The 17,789-nt window shown below is 39.1% G+C and carries 16 protein-coding genes; 7 read left to right on the top strand and 9 right to left on the bottom strand.

The genetic code is table 11. The annotated features are described in order from the left end of the window. Positions 1-17 precede the first annotated feature (17 nt). The 3 genes from HV157_RS06365 to HV157_RS06355 are packed head-to-tail and all read right to left on the bottom strand — an operon-like array spanning position 18 to position 3,963. A complete protein-coding gene (locus HV157_RS06365; RefSeq protein WP_000027534.1) occupies positions 18-1,568 on the bottom strand; it encodes a phage portal protein in 1,551 nt (516 codons plus the stop codon). Next, positions 1,565-2,059 (bottom strand): hypothetical protein, encoded by a 495-nt coding sequence (locus tag HV157_RS06360; RefSeq protein ID WP_001172750.1) that lies wholly within the window; start codon positions 2,057-2,059, stop codon positions 1,565-1,567. The genes HV157_RS06365 and HV157_RS06360 overlap by 4 nt, the downstream gene beginning before the upstream one ends. 20 nt (positions 2,060-2,079) lie before the next feature. Beyond that, on the bottom strand, positions 2,080-3,963 hold the full coding sequence (locus HV157_RS06355) for a terminase gpA endonuclease subunit (RefSeq protein ID WP_128542716.1): 1,884 nt from the start codon (positions 3,961-3,963) through the stop codon (positions 2,080-2,082). 145 nt (positions 3,964-4,108) lie between these two features. On the opposite strand from HV157_RS06355, the gene HV157_RS06350 reads away from it, so the two are divergent. The 4 genes from HV157_RS06350 to HV157_RS06335 all read left to right on the top strand — a co-directional run bounded on the left by HV157_RS06350 (position 4,109) and on the right by HV157_RS06335 (position 9,023). Further along, a complete protein-coding gene (locus tag HV157_RS06350) occupies positions 4,109-4,543 on the top strand; it encodes a GntR family transcriptional regulator (protein WP_149282226.1) in 435 nt (144 codons plus the stop codon). A gap of 238 nt (positions 4,544-4,781) precedes the next feature. Continuing rightward, the gene (locus HV157_RS06345; RefSeq protein ID WP_000561393.1) at positions 4,782-4,961 is read left to right on the top strand and encodes a hypothetical protein; all 180 of its coding nucleotides are present in this window, start codon (positions 4,782-4,784) and stop codon (positions 4,959-4,961) included. Positions 4,962-6,082: 1,121 nt separating this feature from the next. Continuing rightward, on the top strand, positions 6,083-6,823 hold the full coding sequence (locus tag HV157_RS06340) for a hypothetical protein (protein ID WP_001324719.1): 741 nt from the start codon (positions 6,083-6,085) through the stop codon (positions 6,821-6,823). A gap of 430 nt (positions 6,824-7,253) precedes the next feature. Then, positions 7,254-9,023: a retron Ec67 family RNA-directed DNA polymerase/endonuclease gene (locus tag HV157_RS06335; protein ID WP_001324718.1), complete on the top strand. Its 1,770-nt coding sequence runs from the start codon at positions 7,254-7,256 to the stop codon at positions 9,021-9,023. Between the two features lie 506 nt (positions 9,024-9,529). Here the strand turns inward: HV157_RS06335 and HV157_RS06330 are convergent. The 4 genes from HV157_RS06330 to HV157_RS06315 all read right to left on the bottom strand — a co-directional run bounded on the left by HV157_RS06330 (position 9,530) and on the right by HV157_RS06315 (position 12,410). Next, complete coding sequence (locus tag HV157_RS06330; RefSeq protein WP_000101429.1) at positions 9,530-10,051, bottom strand: hypothetical protein; 522 nt, start codon at positions 10,049-10,051, stop codon at positions 9,530-9,532. Between the two features lie 337 nt (positions 10,052-10,388). Continuing rightward, complete coding sequence (locus HV157_RS06325; RefSeq protein WP_000046021.1) at positions 10,389-11,285, bottom strand: nucleotide-binding protein; 897 nt, start codon at positions 11,283-11,285, stop codon at positions 10,389-10,391. Then, a complete protein-coding gene (locus HV157_RS06320) occupies positions 11,285-11,572 on the bottom strand; it encodes a hypothetical protein (protein ID WP_000922096.1) in 288 nt (95 codons plus the stop codon). The genes HV157_RS06325 and HV157_RS06320 overlap by 1 nt, the downstream gene beginning before the upstream one ends. Before the next feature lie 352 nt (positions 11,573-11,924). Next, a complete protein-coding gene (locus HV157_RS06315) occupies positions 11,925-12,410 on the bottom strand; it encodes a glycoside hydrolase family protein (RefSeq protein WP_000422351.1) in 486 nt (161 codons plus the stop codon). Positions 12,411-12,455: 45 nt separating this feature from the next. Between HV157_RS06315 and HV157_RS06310 the strand changes: the two genes are divergently transcribed. Further along, the gene (locus HV157_RS06310; protein WP_001050350.1) at positions 12,456-13,019 is read left to right on the top strand and encodes a hypothetical protein; all 564 of its coding nucleotides are present in this window, start codon (positions 12,456-12,458) and stop codon (positions 13,017-13,019) included. Further along, the gene (locus tag HV157_RS06305) at positions 13,019-13,666 is read left to right on the top strand and encodes a DUF2163 domain-containing protein (RefSeq protein WP_000111578.1); all 648 of its coding nucleotides are present in this window, start codon (positions 13,019-13,021) and stop codon (positions 13,664-13,666) included. The genes HV157_RS06310 and HV157_RS06305 overlap by 1 nt, the downstream gene beginning before the upstream one ends. 28 nt (positions 13,667-13,694) lie before the next feature. Here HV157_RS06305 and HV157_RS06300 read toward each other — a convergent pair whose 3' ends face one another. Both HV157_RS06300 and HV157_RS06295 read right to left on the bottom strand, forming a co-directional pair. Beyond that, the gene (locus HV157_RS06300; RefSeq protein WP_182378432.1) at positions 13,695-14,432 is read right to left on the bottom strand and encodes a hypothetical protein; all 738 of its coding nucleotides are present in this window, start codon (positions 14,430-14,432) and stop codon (positions 13,695-13,697) included. A gap of 158 nt (positions 14,433-14,590) precedes the next feature. Beyond that, on the bottom strand, positions 14,591-16,096 hold the full coding sequence (locus HV157_RS06295) for a recombinase family protein (RefSeq protein WP_001171815.1): 1,506 nt from the start codon (positions 16,094-16,096) through the stop codon (positions 14,591-14,593). Positions 16,097-16,135: 39 nt separating this feature from the next. Here HV157_RS06295 and HV157_RS06290 point away from each other — a divergent pair, with 39 nt between their 5' ends. Continuing rightward, positions 16,136-17,731, top strand: a complete 1,596-nt coding sequence (locus HV157_RS06290; protein ID WP_182268379.1) for an ABC-F family ATPase — start codon at positions 16,136-16,138, stop codon at positions 17,729-17,731. Positions 17,732-17,789: the final 58 nt, after the last annotated feature.

Raw genomic sequence — 17,789 nt, 5'->3', positions numbered from 1 at the left:
TCTGAATGTATTTAGTGTTATTCCACCGAGTTATCCGAATTAATTTCAGCAACTTCCACTTGAGCATCAGCCGTTAATGCAGCAGGTGCAGCAGCAACTTTAATTTGATTATCGTATTTCGGAACATAACGAGTTCTTTCTTGTTCAACCTGAGCAAATACAATATCCGGGTCTTCACCGCGAGCAATAATAATATCAGAAGCAGATTTGAATCCGTTTTCAACATCAAAAATATCCTTCTGAGTATCTTTAATTGGGTCGATACTTTGCCATTGAGGATATGTCCAAACAGTCTGACGAAGAACTGAAGGAATAGTTGTCATTTTCAAATTAACGGTTTCTCTGATAATTGACCATTGTAACCAACGTTCAAAAATAACATCAAAAACCTGTTCTTTAATATTACGCTGAACTGATTTAAACATTACGCGTTGTGCAAGATCACCGAAGCGGGCAGCAGAATAGTTAATATTTGCTGTGTCACCTTTCCAACCTTGTTTGTAAAAACCGTAACCCATAGCAAGCAGGTCTTCCAGACGATTCGTGAAGTTCATAAAGTCGTCACCGCCCTGAGTAGAGCTAAACTGCTTTATATCGTAACCAGCAGGAAGTTTATGAATTGTCCCTGATTCAAAGTTTTGAATAACATCAGGAGATTCTTCAATGCCTTCGTTATCGCTATCAATTTCGATATTATCTTGACCGTCTTTGTCTTGAGTGATGAAACCCATAGAGCTTGCTGCGGCGCGTTTCTGAATCAACGTTGCTTTTGTGAAAGCATCATATTGGTTCATAACATCAATATTCGCTACACATTCAGGAATGCCTCTGCGTTGATCAGGGAACAATTCTCTGTAATAGTGAATAATATTTTCAGCGTCGATACCTTCAGATTTACCAGATGAAGTCTGTGTTGCTTTGCTTATTGTGTTAAACCAGTAACGAACTGGAACATCATCGTTATTATATTCGATACCATCAAGAACATAACCGTTGTCGGAGGTTTCTCTGTCGCCAAATTTACAGCGTGAAGCTTCGATAATTTCAAGCTTAAATTCAGTATCAGATTCGTGAATACGAATAAAAACCTCGCCGTCAACAAATCTTGAACGTTCAACGAGTTCTTGAAATCTGCGCCAGTTCATTCTTTCATTTTTACTGAAACGTTTTGCTGAACTTGACCAATAGCTGAACTGGTCCATAATCATAGAGTTCAGTTTCTTGCTTGGCTTTCCGTTTGTTCCCAGAATACGCAATTGTGGGTTAATACCTTCACCGATAACGTTATCAACTTGATATTGAACAGCACGTTTACCAACTGGTGTATTAATCGAAAGAGTTCGAGACATATTACGAATGCCATCGGCATAAGTTCGAATCTCGTTATTAATCGTTGCAGTCGTAATCAGGTTCTCTTGAAAGTCGCCATCTAAACGGTCAGTTCGAGGACCAAGAATACGCTGTAACTGTGAGCCATATGCTTGCTCGTTATCAATTACCAGTTTCTGTTTCTGTTTACGTGTTTTCGGTTCTGCTTTTTTAAATGTGAAAAAATCTCTAATACTCATGATGGATTCGTGAACCTCGCTTTAATAGTAACAATCGGAGATTTACCGTTTGCCATTTGTTCTGACTTAATCAGATTTGCTAAGTTAGCTAAAAGTCGTTTTCGAGCCATAAGCAGCGAATCAAGCGTTTCATAAACGAATGATTTACCGTTAATACTCATTTGTTGAATAGCTTCTTCGTTACTTGTCAGACGATACTGAATAACTGTATCGATATCGTTAATCATTTCTCTGAGTTGTTCTCTTTTCGTTTTTGAAACGAATGGTGATTTCACTTTGATAATGCTGTTACTGATAAGCGCACCTTCATAGAGAACAACAACAGAAAAAGTTCCTTCGATAAAATCTGATGTGTCCACCGAGATATTCGCTGGACAATCAGTTTGAGAAAACAATTTAGTTTCAGTTGAGCCTATGGAGACTGTTGCACCTTCAGGATTATAAACAGCGAGTTTTTCACCGATGTAAATTTCTGAATTTGATTTTTGCATTGAGTTCTCCTTTCTTATATTTATAATCCGAAACCACGAGGCTTATTAACTGGTCTGTTTCGTTTGATAATGTTTCGACGAGGTTCATGAGTTTGAATAACAGGAGAATTTGTTTCGTTTTGTTCTTCTGGCATTTCAATATCAGATTTAGCAGCGAGTTTCCTCCACTCGTGAAATTTGATTTTCTCTAGAACTTGCAGACGCGCGCAATAACCGTAGTTAAAGCAGTCAAGACCTTCGTTACGAACACCGCCTTGTTTAATAACCCATCTAACAGTATTACCAGAGCGTTTTAATTCTTCGGACATAAGCTGTTCGCAGTAATCATCTGGAACATCATCAGAGATTTCGACTCTGACTGGTGTATTTCCAGATTTCACGCTTCTGTTTAGCAGTTCACGAACTAAGTTTTTTCCTTGGTTTACACCAATCATATAAAGTTCATAACCACCGGTTTTCGTGATTTTCGTTGGAACATAAGGGGCATCAACAGAGCTGGCACCTTTAATTGCTTTCAGGTTTGTCCACTGAGAGCAGAAACGATAGATTGTTTTAGTTGCTCGACCGTTTGAGCTATCGACGTTCACCCACGCTAAAGGAACCTTTCTTCCCAAAGCTGTTCTGAACGGTGCTTTAACGTATGCAAGAAGTTCTTTATAAGCAGGGGAATCGATAACCTCAGCGTTCATTGTCATAAAGCTACGATGTGCAAGAATATAAACGGTTCGTTCGTTGTGACCCATCAAGGTTACTTCTAAACGGTCTTGCTGTTGGTCAACCCCAGCGGTTAAAAACAACGTGTCTTCTGGTATATTGCTGATGCCGATATTCGTCTTGAGTGTTTCTAATTTACTAACCTCAATGTCTTCGTTTAAATCATCAAACGGTAGACCAAGAACAGTGTTATAAAACGTTGACAAGCTGAACGTTTGCCATGCTTGCTTATAGTCTTCAACAACTGATTTGATAGAACTCATTGGGCTGTATAAACGACTTACGTGGAATCCAGCAATTCGACTTTCAGGTTGATGAATAATCCATTCACCTTGTTTAATTGCTCGTGCTCGGTCGCCTTCAGAGAAAGCGTGATGACATTCAGGACATTCAATTCTGGCAGAGTTAGGATCAGGTAATGATTTACCATCGATTTTTACCCAGTCGAATTTGATATTCTCCCACGTCAGTTCGTGCTTATGACCACATGTAGGACAGGGAACATGATACTTGCGCTTGTCGGATGCTTCATACTGCGTGTGGATAGCACCGTATTTACTTGTAGGCGTCGAGCTAATGAAAACACGAGCGTCTTCACCGAACGTCGTAGCACGTTGTTCCGCGATGATAATCGGGTTGCCTTCTTCTGTGTCTGTTTCAACTGCGTCAACTTCATCAAGCAACATCAGCGGAAGAGTTTTACCGCGTAAGTGAGAAGGGCTATTGAGCGACATGAAATACCAAAAGCCTCCAGCACGTAGCTGAATTTGACTGGTGTTATTCACTGCGTTTCTGTCGTTCTTGTCGGTGACGATTCGTTGCATTTCTTCCGATTCGTCAATCATTGGGCGAATCTTGCCTGATAGCCATTGAGTCGTCTCTTTACCGGTTGACTGCAAGACACCAGCGTTACCGGGATCAGTAGCAGACTTATAGAACAGAATTCCGTTCAAGATGGTTGTCTTGCCAATCTGGGCAGAAGTCTCGAAGACGATTTTCTTCTTACGTTCTTTAATGACGTCAATCATGCCTTTCTGAAACTCAAACAGTTTCATCGGCTGCCCTGTATAAGGACCATCAGGGAATTTCAGGTACTGTTCGACCCACTCGGACGGAGTGTAGTCAGGAGGTGGCATTAAAAAGCGCTTTGCATTCTGTAAGATACTTTTCAGTTTATTTGAGTTTTTCATAATCAGCCCTAAGTGGATGAACCCAAAATGGATTTCATTTCTCTGTCTGTATTTATGAAAACCTCCATAAAATTATTTCTAAGAGTTCTTGCACCTGGATATCCGCCTGTTAAAGTCTGTTCCAACAAAACACAGGAGAACGACAATGAAAACTGAACTGACTGTTGAAAACCGAATTGCTTCTGAATTAAACGCTGGTACTGATATGTCAGAGAGTAAGCTTGCTGAAAAATACGATGTTCCTCGTTCTGTTGTTCGTCGTGTTAAAGCTAACATCGAGGAATATACAGTTGTTGAAGAAGTTAAAGCTGAAAATACGGTTGAAGTTGTCGATGCTGTTGAAGCACAACGAATCGTGAATCAGGCTTTCGGATTCGATAACATCGAAAAACTTCTTGCTAGCAAATCGGCTAATAAAAAACCATCTGCGATTAGCATGATTATTTTTAAACGTACAGAGGGGGATTTTGAGTTATTCAAAAAACAGATGTCAGACAAAACTGCCGCGTATCAGAGGGATCAGTTTCTTCGCTGTGTGAATAGCACTAAAGGAGAAATGAGTGAAACTGAGAATGCCTAACGAATGGAGGCGATTTTTTAAATGTATAATAAATGCAAGTTTGTAGCTAAATTAATTACACTAGATTTAAAATTGCAATATTAAATAGGAAGCAAAGTGAGGAGGTTCAGAATTAAGGAACTATTTCATACCTGCTAGTTTAGAGAGCCGACTATTCATCGGATACTTATTTGATTGAAAGAAAAATTGAACAAGTGATATCATTCGGTTATTATTTTTTAGCAACAAAGGAGAAAGCATGATTGCTAATGTGGTTTATAAAAACGGTGATGTTAAGACCGAAGAGTTAACAGTTGACGATGCCGCTGTTCGCTTAAAAACAGACTCAGACGTTCAAGCGATTGAATTTTTCGAAAGTGGATTAAACACTCTGCTTGAGAAAAAACTTGAACAAGCATTAGTGCTTGGTCTGAAATGACAAAAGGGAGCTTAGTGCTCCCTTTTTTATTGAATTTCAAATGAGTAGATTGTAAACCACAGATACTGGAGGCATCTTTGGGGCGCAAGGAATCAAATAGTTGAGAACTTGATTACTCAGTTCTTTAGAACGATCTGCAAACAGCAGGGCGTACTTCCTGCGAAGCTGAAAGCGTAGAGTCAAAAGCAATAAGGTCGATAACGAAGCAGGAAGCATCAGGTGAACTTGATAACAGGGAATTGACTTGGAGTATCATTAGGTCAGTAGAAGCAGGGAGAAGCGAGGAGGGATGATGTAGCAGTCAATCATTACTATCATCAAAGATAGGGCTTGCCCGTTCGACGTAGCGATAGCGAAGGAGAACTCATTAACGTTATTTCAATTAATTATCGATCGTTATGTTTATTGATTGTCAGACGAACAGTATAATGCAGTTATCCAGTAATCATTATTATCCAGATCTGAAAAATAATATTGTGAGCGTAGCGAACGCGCGAAGCGCTAATAATCTTTATCTAGAAACATCTAATCAGTAGCTAGTAATCAAGTTCGATAGTGTTATCTGTCGCGCTTCGCGCTAATGTTTATCAATTAGGGCTTCGCCCGCGCTTCGCGCAATCTGCTCGCTTCGCTATGTTTTCCAGGTTTTGTACTGCTTCTATATCCTTCCAGTTCATCTTTATCCAATTGTTCTTATAGGGCGATTTTTTCTAGGGTCCATGCACTTCTCCGAGTCGCATCGATGCGTTATCGATGCGTTTTGATGTGCATCAATGCACCTGCTTTTCACTAAATTATTTTTCGGACTTTGTTTACACTTTCGGTGAACTATATAAATATTAGTATGAACACAGAGAGTTTCTTCTTCCTCGTTATTTTCTCTCGTTTGTTTACTACTGACTTTATCCGTCATAAAATAAGATATAAGCAATTAGCTTAGTTCATTTAAAAATTCCTTAAGTTTAAAGCACTCTTCGGAGTGCTTATTTTTCAATTCAATAAAAAAGGCAACCCCATGAAATTTATACCTAACAAATTCGAAATTGAATCTCGCTTAGACTCTGGTGAGACATTTCAGCAAATTGCAGAATCTAAACAAATGAATAAAGCAACGATGTATAATGCTTGCAAAAAACGTAATATCAGAACTCAACCAATCAATAAAGGCAAATAAATTGAATTTCAAATTTGCAGTCTTCGAAAATCTAGACAGAACAGTTAAAGCAAGCCTGAACAGAAATATTATCAAAGTTAATAGAATGACCAATAACAAAAACAGCCTGAAAGCTCTTGTTAAAGCTATAGATATTCATCGTAATGTTCGAGCTAAGATGTTACAGAAGATTGAAAATGCTGTGACTGTAAAAAATATGCATAGCTTCGAAATCGGTACGACCGAAGTTAATAATCTGCCTGCAATCGTTGCTTATACAACCGATAATGCTGTTATCGTTGCTTGTGAAATTAACGGTAAAAAGAACTCGTGGAAAGCTTTCTGTTCAGATCTAAGAATGCAGAAGATCAAAGACACCGAGCAGTTTGTTCAGATGTATACTGGTGAATTTATTGAAATCATCGAAAGTATTGAATTTCCGACTGAGCAGAGACTAGATGTTGTGAATTCCAAAATGGAAGATTTGATGAAAAGAGTCGCAGAGTTAGAAAGGAAAAACGCTGAACTCAGCAAAGAGAACAGCGTTTTACGTAAAGAAAGAAGGGGTGAAAAACTATCTTTTGATGACGAGATTGTAATTGTGAAAATTGATATTTCTGAGCCGACCAAAACAATGGACAAATCAACTATCGAAGATGAAGCAATTGAACTCGTCGAATCAACTTTATTTAGCTCAAATGCCCTCTGACAAATCATCAAGAGAACCTACAGATGTAATTACTAGTTATCAATCGACTTAATGGTAAGTTTTATGAACCATCTTAACGACGAAAAAGAAAAAGTGATACATGATAACATTGCATTCAACTTGCTCCATGACTGAATCTGACAGTCTGTTAAGTGCTCGTAAAGATCTCAAATTCTAACAATCTTCACGAGGAATGTTCGGCTTTGACCATGATTAGTTAATCAATAAGATACAGCCATTTTCAAAAGTGCTTGTTTTGATTGTTAACTATGATAAATTAGCAAGGCACATGCAGGTAGATTTGTTGGTTGTGGTATCGCAATCAGTGATTAAAAGGTCGGCAGTATTCGCCTCTGACGGACGTCGGATCTTCTTGGGCGTCACTTTGAAATGCGTAAGAGTGCCTGCATGTGCAATAACATAATTAATAATGGAATTTACTATTATGTTCACTCCCTCCTACTTAGAAAGACTCAAGTCATGCAAGACCAAATTTGAGTTTGCACGCTTACTTCAAATTAAAGTTTCTTTTCTTACTAATGTCCTGTACAGAATACGACCTGAGCATCAATATGAAAGATTTATTATAAAAAAGAAGTCTGGAGGTGACAGAGAGATATTTGCGCCTACTGAAAAACTAAAAGACATACAAAGGCGTTTATCAGATTTATTGTATGTTTGTCAGAGCGAAATATGGAAAACAAATAATATCACCCCTAGCTTATCTCATGGATTTGAGAAAAATAAAACAATAATAACAAATGCAGAAAGACATAGAAATAAAACCAATGTTTTAAATATTGATCTTGAGGATTTTTTCCCTACATTTAATTTCGGTAGGGTCCGTGGTTATTTTATCGCGAATCAATATTTTAATTTGCACCCATCAATAGCAACTATAATTGCGCAGATAGCTTGCTATGATGGAAAACTTCCGCAAGGAAGTCCTTGCTCTCCTGTAATAAGCAATCTTATATGTAATATTTTAGATATTAGATTGTCAAAGTTGGCACTTTCTAATGGATGCAGTTATAGTCGATATGCAGATGATATAACATTCTCAACTAACAAAAATCAGTTTCCTGACTCAATTGTTATAAATGAGAATTCTAACGAGTTAGGACCATTGTTAGTTAATGAAATTGAAAAAGCTGGATTTAAAATTAATAATAATAAGACCAGAATATTGCGGCATACATCAAGGCAGGAAGTAACAGGTTTAACCGTAAACAAAAAAATAAATGTCAATAAAGATTATATTAAAAAAACCAGAGCTATGGCGCATGCACTTTATAAAGAAGGGGATTTTACCCTTTTGGATATTAGTGGAAAACCGCGAAAAGGTACTCTAAATGAACTTGAAGGCCGCTTCGTTTATATTGATATGCTTGATAAGTATAATAACATTAACGCTAAAAAACATACACTCCCAGAAAAATATGTGCTAAAGAAAACTGGAATTAATTTTACTCTCAAATTGAATTCAAGAGAGACAGCATTCAGTAACTTTCTTCATTATAAGTATTTTTATGGGAATATAAAGCCTACAGTTTTGACAGAAGGTAAAACAGATCCAATTTATTTGAAATGTGCAATTGATTCTTTGTATTTAAGTTATCCTGCTCTGGTTAGAGTTGACGATAGAACAAAGAATAGAATTTTAAATATTACGTTATTCAAAACAAACGCAAAAAAGGAATATTTTTTAGACCTCTACGGTGGGGCTGCTGACTATGTAAGATTCTTTAGAAGGCATAGAGAACAATGCAAGAAATTTGAAAGACAACCGCCTAAAAATCCAGTAATAATTGTTTTGGATAATGACACTGGGCCATCTGATTTTATTAATAATATAATCAAAGAATATTCTCACCTGCCTAGAAAATCAGAGGACGTAAGAAAACATAAATTTTTACATTTAGAGAATAACCTCTACGTATTGTTAACTCCACTATTGGCTGGTGATAAACAATCGTGCATGGAAGACTTTTTCAAAGATGAAGTTCTGACAAAGACAATTAACGGTAAATCCTTTGATAAAAGTAATAATCATGATAGCACTACTACTTTTGGAAAAGACAGGTTTGCCAACAATATTATCAGAGAAAATAGACAGACTATAGATTTTTCATTGTTCAAACCAATTCTTGATGCTATGGTTGATATTAATAATCACTTTAAAAATTTGTACTATCCATGATGGTTAAAAATGGATAATAAATATATTTCCCGGTTACGGTTTATTTTAATCCCTATTCCGTAGTCGGGACAATATTCATTAATGTCACTTTGGAATATAATCATATTTGGACGACACCTCAAATTAAAAATATCATTCTTTTGTAATGTTATGGAGGCTATAAATATAGTTTTACAAAGGAGTATATATGACAGGCCATGATTACAAGTGTTTAATTTGCAAGCGCGATTATGTGAAAATTAGTTTTATGTTACAACGAAAAAATGTACATTGCGCTAGTCGCGAAAAATACCCTAAGCAACATCTAACAGAGTCAGTCGAAATTGAAGCAGGCTATTTCAAGCAGGAAAGAATGTTCATTAATCGTCAGAAACAAATCTTTAAAGGAGCAACACGATGAAAAACATTTTGGTCCCACCATCGCTTTAAATTCCTTCATTCGATTTTAAAAATGAAATACATAAACATGGTAACTGTTTGAAATTAAAAAGGGAGTGCAAACTCCCTTAAAGTTCAATTTCACTATCTTCTTTCTCTTCTGGTTTGTCAACGTGTTCGAAGTCTTGTTCGAACGACTCACCAAGTTCATTCAATGTTCTGTTGAAAATCTCTTTGAGTTTTTCTTTCAGCTCCTGGATATCATTAGCAGACTCCATGATTTCGATACCGTGTTTTGACGGAATCAGCCTGATGGAATCTTTCAGAGACTGACAGAACTGATTCAATTGAGCTTGCACCAACTCAACAGGGATTAATTCACCTGATTTTTCTTGCGCTGCATAAGTTGCTAAGTCAGCCTTCGCCACCTGTTCACGAAGTTTTTCTTTCTCGAATTCATCACGAACAGACATATTGCGCATCGGATTAATTTTGTTCTGTACGATCCATAAAGTGCCTTCGTTTTCTGGTATTCCTGCTGGATTATCTGAATAAGGAAGTCCTTCTGCTCTCCATGATTTAATAGCGTTAAGGGTATAACCATAACGTTTTGCCATATCAGTCATACTGACGTAAATTTTACGTGCCATTTTATTCTCCTTACACAAGTGGCCCAAGGGTTTATTACTGTATTTATCTTGAACGGAAAAATCATCCGGAATCAGTCCTGTCTATCGATGATGAACTGAATTGATTTGGAATTTTAACACAGCAGAAAAAAGCCGAGCGCTCGAAACATCTCGGTGTTTCAGAAGTCCCAGAGTAACTATTATTTTTTGTTAGAGGGGGGGCAGAAGATGAGTCGTTAAAACTTATTTAAGCAATATCATTAATGATTTATATTTGGCTGCGTTTTAGGCTAATCAGCAGCCAAATTTTTAATTGTCGATGAAACGCCAGTATCGCTAAAAATAGAGCTATATAAAATCAACTCCGCATTGCTTTATTCCAATCAATATTGTGACCAGCAGCTTCAAGTTCTCGTGCGAGTGCTTGCTTCCAGCCTCCACTGCTATCCATATTTTCCCAAACAACCCCAGCAAAATCACTTGGAATATCTAGTGAGCCGCGTTTTAGTGCACATACTTTCTCTCTGCCTAAACGCCCGATAAAATATCCTAATTCTAGCATTACATTCTGCCTTGCCCTTGGTTCTGGTATTCCTCCTTTAGCACAACCTTCATCATCTGGTGTTAGCAATACAACAGCAAATCCAACATCACTATTTGCTATAACTTTCTCAATGACAGTTCGTCCCTGATTAGCTTGCTCATGTAATATGATTGCTTCTAAACCTATACGTTCAAGAAACCTTGCGACTGTTTCACGGGCGCCATCATCATGACCATGAACAATGAAAACTTTGTTCGAAAACTGCGGCTTCAACATAGTTTCTGTGCTTCCCTTAGACTGAACATAATTTTTGTAATCTCTAACGAAAGGAATGATAAGTTGTCCTGTAATCGAATGAATGCCTGCTATAACTTTACTTCCGGAATAGAAAAAATGATGTCCAAAGTTGATTGCATAATTAGGATCTTCTGCTAACTTAAAAATCAAAAGTAATGTAAGGCCTAGTGTTTTTCTTGCATCATCTGGCCAGACAAGCTGGGCACTCCCAGCCATACTTCCTCCAGTCTTCTCACTTTCTGCGAGAAACTCTGTAAGATTGAGTCCTTCAGTCAGGTCTGCATTGTATGATTCAAGATCGGAATGTTTTAGAAGCTGAGCAAGCTTTTTGAGTGGACGTTCAAAGGTCTGGTATTGTGAAGCCTGTAAATCCAGAACAGCATTGTTCATTTCAGAAAAAATATCTTGAGCCATTACTCATCCTCACTTGAAGTCAATCTGGCTTCGGCAGCTTTTTTAAGAATGCCTTCTCTGTATGTTTCCTTCATCTGCTGCGCAAGCGAGCCGACTATGGAGTTGGTTGAACATCCGCCAATGCGTTCATCAATCATGTGATTAACTGTTTGAATTGCCGACTCGATGCTAGCAGGGTCGTTAGGGTTAAACTTTACGACTCCTAGCTCGCCATCCAGCTCACTCAGTATACGCTTTGCATCCTTGAGTTCTTTCTGAAGCTTATCAAGACCAGTAACTTTTAACATATGCACCTTCAATTATCAATTTAATCAGTACGTTACGGGGTTTAGCTGTTGCTTGCTTAGTCTGGCTATTGATCACGTATGAATGCTCTATTTTGAAGCCTCAACCAAATTTTCTCAATAGTGTAAAGCTATTATCATTTTCGAGTTTCCTTCGATATCACATTCTAAGATGAACATTGCTAATATTACTCACATCTAAAAAAACGGATTTGTTTACATTATCCTAACAAGACTTCGTTGAGTCGTAAAATATTATAACAAAATATATGTAGACTAAGCTGATGGTGTTAATTACATATCTGCTTATTCCATTCATCAACTTGATGCTGTTCAAATTAGATAACTTAAATTTTTAATTATAACTTCTGAAATCTCCATAACGAATAACATCAGTTACACGTTTTGCTCTATTAGGAGTCTGACGTGCCCATCTTGAGTCTAAAGCTTCATCAGCCGCATTTTGATAATCTCCAACAGCCATGTATCCCAAGAATTTCTTGAACTGACATACGCCAGAAACGCCGAGTTGAAAACACATATTGATTAAAGCTGAACGCCTGACTGTATCGATTCTGATATAAACTGGATGCAGTTCTGTTTTACTAAGCTTACGTAACGTTGAATTAACGTCTGTATTCAATAACTGATCAGATTCTTTCGCTGTGATATATCCATAACAAGGATGACCAACTGCTTTATCAAGTTCTTTCAAAGCGTAGTCTCTTGATGGATTCTTAGTAATCAAATGTCCGACACCGATTGTGAAATATCCTTCTGTGTCTTTATACATCGTGAGTTTTTCGCCTTCGTCGTAACGAAGCATTGCGTTAAGTTCCATATTAGCCTCATAAATATAGTTAAAATCTTATTTATGAGAGGACTTATGAATCTATTAGACACAGACGTTAGGCTGACCGATGTTCAGCTTAAATCAAATGCTCCGTTTTTCTCTAACAGAGCAGTATCAGGACGTTTTCAGAAACGTTATACAGGCGTGCAATATTTCGAATTGAATTTCACTGTGAATTATATGTCGCAAGACACAAGACACGTTCAACGCTTTATCGCGATGCATCAACAAGGTCAGCCGTTTGACTTTCCGTTAAGCTACTTGACTGACTATAAAGGTTCGGCTCAGGGACTTATTCAAGCATCTGTTACAGCTAACAAAGGAGCGCGTAAGGTCACTCTGAACAGCTTCACCGATACTTTAGAAGCAGGAACATTAGTTCAGTTTCAGAATCACTCCAAGCTTTATACCGTCACGGAGGATGTCAAAGCAGGTGGAGAGATGAAACTCTTTCCGAATCTGTTGCAGAACGTTCAAGCTGGTGAGACTGTGAATTACAGAGGAACGAAAGGGCGATTCATCCTGACGAACGATACTATTCCGTTAGATCTTCAATCGATTTCAAATATTAAACTTACTGCAACAGAGGTGGTGTAATGTCAGTAAAAGACCAATTTAACAGACTAAGAAAAGACCCTGACTTCATCGAAGCGTATAACGATTTTAACGGCACTAATTATACAGAACTGACTACTGGTCAGTTGTTCAGTGTCGGCACGTTGTTTCATCTTGTTCAGATTAAGATGCATAACGGCACAGAACTGTTGTTAACTGATGCTTATTACGACTTGCAATATCAAGGTAAGAATTATATTGCCGCTGGTGACTTTACTGATATCAGTTCAATCAGCGAAGAAAAAGAAATTAATAACATCGGAATGACCGTTAAGCTGGCTAATATCCGAAAAGAATATATCAACTTGATTCGAACGAAAGCTTTAAACAGAGCAGACGTTAAAATTGATATTTGTTTTCTGAATCCTAATACTGGCAGTCCAACAGAGAGTTTTAATCTGTTCACAGGCTCTATGGATAAATTAACAGTTAACATCGAATACGATGATAATGAAGCGAAAAACGAAACCGAAGCTGTTATGAACTCAATCTGGGAAGTTCTTGAGAAATCTGCAAGAAATCACGCTTCCGATGGTGTTCATCGTAGTTATCCGGGTAATGAACAAGACACGTTCTTTTCTCGAATCGGAAAATGGAACTCAGAATCGAAATGGACGAGCGTAAAATAAGGGAGCTGTTGCTCCCTCATGAATTGTATTATGAAATGTCAACTTCTACTACATAGATTGGGATTTTTTTATCCTTATGTTCATATTTTCCAGCCGGATAGTCATCACGTATTAAATGAGTGGCTCGCCTAATCAGGGTCGCCCCTGATGCAAAAAGAATCTCTTTTTCATTTCCCATACTTGAATTCTTTCTAGGAAAAGCAAAAACATTAGTGATAGGATTCACTGTATGTAATACAAATAACTCTATTTTATTGTTATCATATGCTTTCCCTCTCCATTCAGCATTTCTTAATGCAACTTGAGGACAAAAACTTGTTGAAAGTGGTGCTGTTAATTTGAATTGATTTGATGCTCCATTTAGCCATGCACCACCATGAAAAAGATATTGACCTTCGCTTAGTGTATGACCGATGCTATTGATTTCTTTATCCACCTCGGTTACTGAGTAATTAGGATATTTTTGTTGATAGTCAAATAACACTTTTGGAGTTTTTGAAGGCATAGCGCGTCTTAGTTCTTTATAATTGACGCTATTGTCAAGATATCGGTCAATGAAATTCTCTAATCCATTATCCGAACCTCTTTTTGCCATGTGTTTTGCTGCATCTAAGTGATTTTTAATTTTTGCAATCAGTTTATCTTTGATATGAGTTTCAAATTTGCCAGTAGCCCTGTAGACAGCCATCATTTCTTCCTGACTGGCCTTTCTGCAGGTCCAGGATTCGTATGGGTTCTCAAATACATCAACAATTGGTAATTTCATTTCGATTCCTTTTGAAGTTAATGAGTAAGAAACTCAATAGATTAAAACACGAAGCTCTGATTTTGTCTTATGTTAGCTTGTCAAGGATGCTACGTAAAATATTAACGTGGTTAACATTTAGTTAAATGCAATACGTATTGTTACATTTATGGTTGTAGTTAGTTATCCAATTGCTCTTTCTCAGCGTTCATGTATTCCAGTAGTTTTTTGCTGTCAGAAACAAAACTCATACTATATCCATCCCATCGGAAACTCTGAGAATGACCATTCAGATACTGAACTTTTATTCGCCAAGATTTTTTAAGATTAAATACCGTGATTTCTTTTATAACTCGTTTAAGCATCATGTTTAATTCGATAGGATCTTTGATTTCCGACAGGAGGTTGAAATCGACTGATTGTTCAGCTAATACCATATCAGATTGTTGTTTAAACTGCTGGTCGAGTTCCTGTAGCTTTTCCTCAAGATTGCCGATTGTCTCAAGAACACTCATAGGAACTTTTTTCATTGTTAGAAGCATTCCGTTCAAGTTGTCGATTTGCTCTTTTAATTGAGCGCGTTCTTGTGCAATTGTCGTATCAACAGAGGTTTTCTTCTCCATCTTTAAGTGCTTTAAGATTTTATAAAGAGCAATCTCCATGTTTTTAAAATTCTGCGTAACGGTGCATTTACCATCGCGAGCATTAGCACAAACATGGTATTGATACGTTTTACCAGTAACAACATGGAATTTTCTGACTAACGCACCTCCGCAAGAGTGCTTTAACAGCCCTGTGAAAGCGTTTTTATCTGACTTATATCCCGGCTTGTTCTGCTTTGCATCAGACTGTAATAACATCCAGTCTTCTTTGCTAATTACTGCTGGATAATAATTATCGATAATATCCAACAGAATAACTTTTCTGTCTTTCGTCGTTTCTGATGTTTGATAAGCACCGTATAACGCAACTGAACTAAGAGTTTTACCAACAGTTGTGTGATTCCAACCAGCAGAACGTAATGGTCTGAATCCTTCATCGTTTAATGTCTTAGCTATTTTATTCGTGCCAAGTCCCTTTTTCTTGAGTTCGATAATTCTTTTTACTGCGTCGAGTCTGTCAGAGAAAACAAACTGGTCTTTTTCTCTTGCTAACCAGAATGGCAGTATTTTGTTGATTACTTTACCAGAAAGAGCAGCTTTTCTTTGTTGCTGTTTTGTCTCACGCAAACGCTGTGATTTCTTCTCTGATTCTTTATGCGCAAGGTCAGCAGCCAGAGCGATTCTAATCACGCTTACAAGGTCGTTAACTGATTCTCTGTTGAGTAATAGACCGTCTGTCAGGCTCGCTATAAAGACGTTGTGTTGTAAGATTGACTTGATTATCTGTTGAGTCACATCGATACCCCGACGACTCAAGCGGTCAAGACTCTCGATGATTATCGTTGAACCTGATTCGATTGCTCCTTGCTCGATAGCAGAAAGCATGTCACCAAGCGACGGTCTGTTGCCTTCTTTAAACGCTGAAATTCCCAAGTCCTGAAAGTTTTTCTCAGATAGGGTAAGATTGTTAGCAATAGAGTATTTTTCGGCAAGTTCTGTCTGTCTGCGCACTGAGTCGCCTTGTTCTTGTTTCTTGCTCGAAAATCGTATGTAACTGTAAGCTAACCCGTTTTGCTTTTGCATATTCTAATCCTTTCAATCACTTAGTAGAGAGTATCAATTTTGCTCCTTAGCAACAACATCACTATGCAGTTTGGCAGTAAGCCGCTGTTCGAAAACATTTCCGTCAAATTTGGCGGCGGCAACCGTTACGGCCTGATTGGCGCCAACGGTAGCGGTAAATCTACTTTTATGAAAATCCTCGGCGGTGATTTAGAGCCGACGCTGGGCAACGTTTCGCTCGATCCAAACGAGCGCATCGGTAAGCTGCGTCAGGATCAGTTCGCCTTTGAAGAGTTCACCGTCCTTGACACCGTTATCATGGGACACGCGGAGCTGTGGGAAGTGAAGCAGGAGCGCGATCGCATCTACGCTCTGGCGGAGATGAGCGAAGAAGATGGCTACAAAGTGGCCGATCTCGAAGTGCTGTACGGCGAAATGGATGGCTACTCTGCGGAAGCGCGTGCGGGCGAGCTGCTGCTGGGTGTGGGTATTCCGGTAGAACAACATTACGGCCCGATGAGCGAAGTCGCGCCAGGCTGGAAACTGCGTGTTCTGCTGGCGCAGGCGCTGTTCTCCAATCCGGATATCCTGCTGCTCGACGAACCAACGAACAACCTGGACATTGACACCATCCGCTGGCTGGAGCAGACGCTAAACGATCGCGACAGCACCATGATCATCATCTCGCACGACCGTCACTTCCTGAACATGGTGTGTACACACATGGCGGACCTGGACTACGGCGAGCTGCGCGTTTATCCGGGCAACTACGATGAGTACATGACGGCAGCCACGCAGGCGCGTGAACGTCTGCTGGCGGATAACGCCAAGAAGAAAGCCCAGATTGCTGATCTGCAGTCTTTCGTCAGCCGCTTCAGCGCGAACGCCTCTAAATCTCGCCAGGCGACCTCTCGTGCGCGTCAGATTGACAAGATCAAGCTTGATGAAGTGAAAGCGTCCAGCCGTCAGAACCCATTCATACGCTTCGAGCAGGACAAGAAACTGTTCCGTAATGCGCTGGAAGTGGAAGCTCTGGCTAAAGGTTTTGAAAACGGTCCGCTGTTTAAAAACTTTAACCTGCTGCTGGAAGTGGGCGAGAAGATTGCCATTCTGGGTGCCAACGGCGTGGGTAAATCCACCCTGCTGAAAACCCTGGTCGGCGAACTGCAGCCGGATAACGGTACCGTGAAGTGGTCTGAAAACGCGCAGATTGGTTACTACGCACAGGACCATGAATACGAGTTCGAAAACGACCTGACCGTCTTCGACTGGATGAGCCAGTGGAAGCAGGAAGGCGACGACGAGCAGGCGGTGCGCAGCATTCTGGGTCGTCTGCTGTTCAGCCAGGACGACATCAAGAAGCCTGCTAAAGTGCTGTCCGGTGGTGAAAAAGGGCGCATGCTGTTCGGTAAGCTGATGATGGAAAAACCTAATATCCTGGTGATGGATGAACCGACTAACCACCTGGATATGGAATCTATCGAATCGCTGAACATGGCGCTGGAGATGTATCAGGGGACCCTGATCTTCGTCTCTCACGACCGTGAATTCGTCAGCTCGCTGGCGACCCGCGTGATCGAAATTACGCCTGAGCGCGTGGTGGACTTCACCGGTAACTACGAAGATTACCTGCGCAGTAAAGGTATCGAGAGTTAAAAAAAGCCCGGTGGCGCTACGCCTACCGGGCCTGTGTTTGATGCCCTCTCCCGGCGGG

This window comes from Enterobacter sp. RHBSTW-00318 (assembly GCF_014101375.1).
Taxonomy (GTDB): Bacteria; Pseudomonadota; Gammaproteobacteria; order Enterobacterales; family Enterobacteriaceae; genus Enterobacter; species Enterobacter ludwigii.
Note: the sequence above shows the minus strand (reverse complement) of the source record. Positions and strands in the feature narration are given on the sequence as shown.

Coding starts and splice junctions, on each gene's coding strand:
- HV157_RS06365 (WP_000027534.1), bottom strand. CDS start 1,568: ATGAGTATTAGAGATTTTTTCACATTTAAAAAAGCAGAACCGAAAACA.
- HV157_RS06360 (WP_001172750.1), bottom strand. CDS start 2,059: ATGCAAAAATCAAATTCAGAAATTTACATCGGTGAAAAACTCGCTGTT.
- HV157_RS06355 (WP_128542716.1), bottom strand. CDS start 3,963: ATGAAAAACTCAAATAAACTGAAAAGTATCTTACAGAATGCAAAGCGC.
- HV157_RS06350 (WP_149282226.1), top strand. CDS start 4,109: ATGAAAACTGAACTGACTGTTGAAAACCGAATTGCTTCTGAATTAAAC.
- HV157_RS06345 (WP_000561393.1), top strand. CDS start 4,782: ATGATTGCTAATGTGGTTTATAAAAACGGTGATGTTAAGACCGAAGAG.
- HV157_RS06340 (WP_001324719.1), top strand. CDS start 6,083: ATGCTTGCAAAAAACGTAATATCAGAACTCAACCAATCAATAAAGGCA.
- HV157_RS06335 (WP_001324718.1), top strand. CDS start 7,254: ATGGAATTTACTATTATGTTCACTCCCTCCTACTTAGAAAGACTCAAG.
- HV157_RS06330 (WP_000101429.1), bottom strand. CDS start 10,051: ATGGCACGTAAAATTTACGTCAGTATGACTGATATGGCAAAACGTTAT.
- HV157_RS06325 (WP_000046021.1), bottom strand. CDS start 11,285: ATGGCTCAAGATATTTTTTCTGAAATGAACAATGCTGTTCTGGATTTA.
- HV157_RS06320 (WP_000922096.1), bottom strand. CDS start 11,572: ATGTTAAAAGTTACTGGTCTTGATAAGCTTCAGAAAGAACTCAAGGAT.
- HV157_RS06315 (WP_000422351.1), bottom strand. CDS start 12,410: ATGGAACTTAACGCAATGCTTCGTTACGACGAAGGCGAAAAACTCACG.
- HV157_RS06310 (WP_001050350.1), top strand. CDS start 12,456: ATGAATCTATTAGACACAGACGTTAGGCTGACCGATGTTCAGCTTAAA.
- HV157_RS06305 (WP_000111578.1), top strand. CDS start 13,019: ATGTCAGTAAAAGACCAATTTAACAGACTAAGAAAAGACCCTGACTTC.
- HV157_RS06300 (WP_182378432.1), bottom strand. CDS start 14,432: ATGAAATTACCAATTGTTGATGTATTTGAGAACCCATACGAATCCTGG.
- HV157_RS06295 (WP_001171815.1), bottom strand. CDS start 16,096: ATGCAAAAGCAAAACGGGTTAGCTTACAGTTACATACGATTTTCGAGC.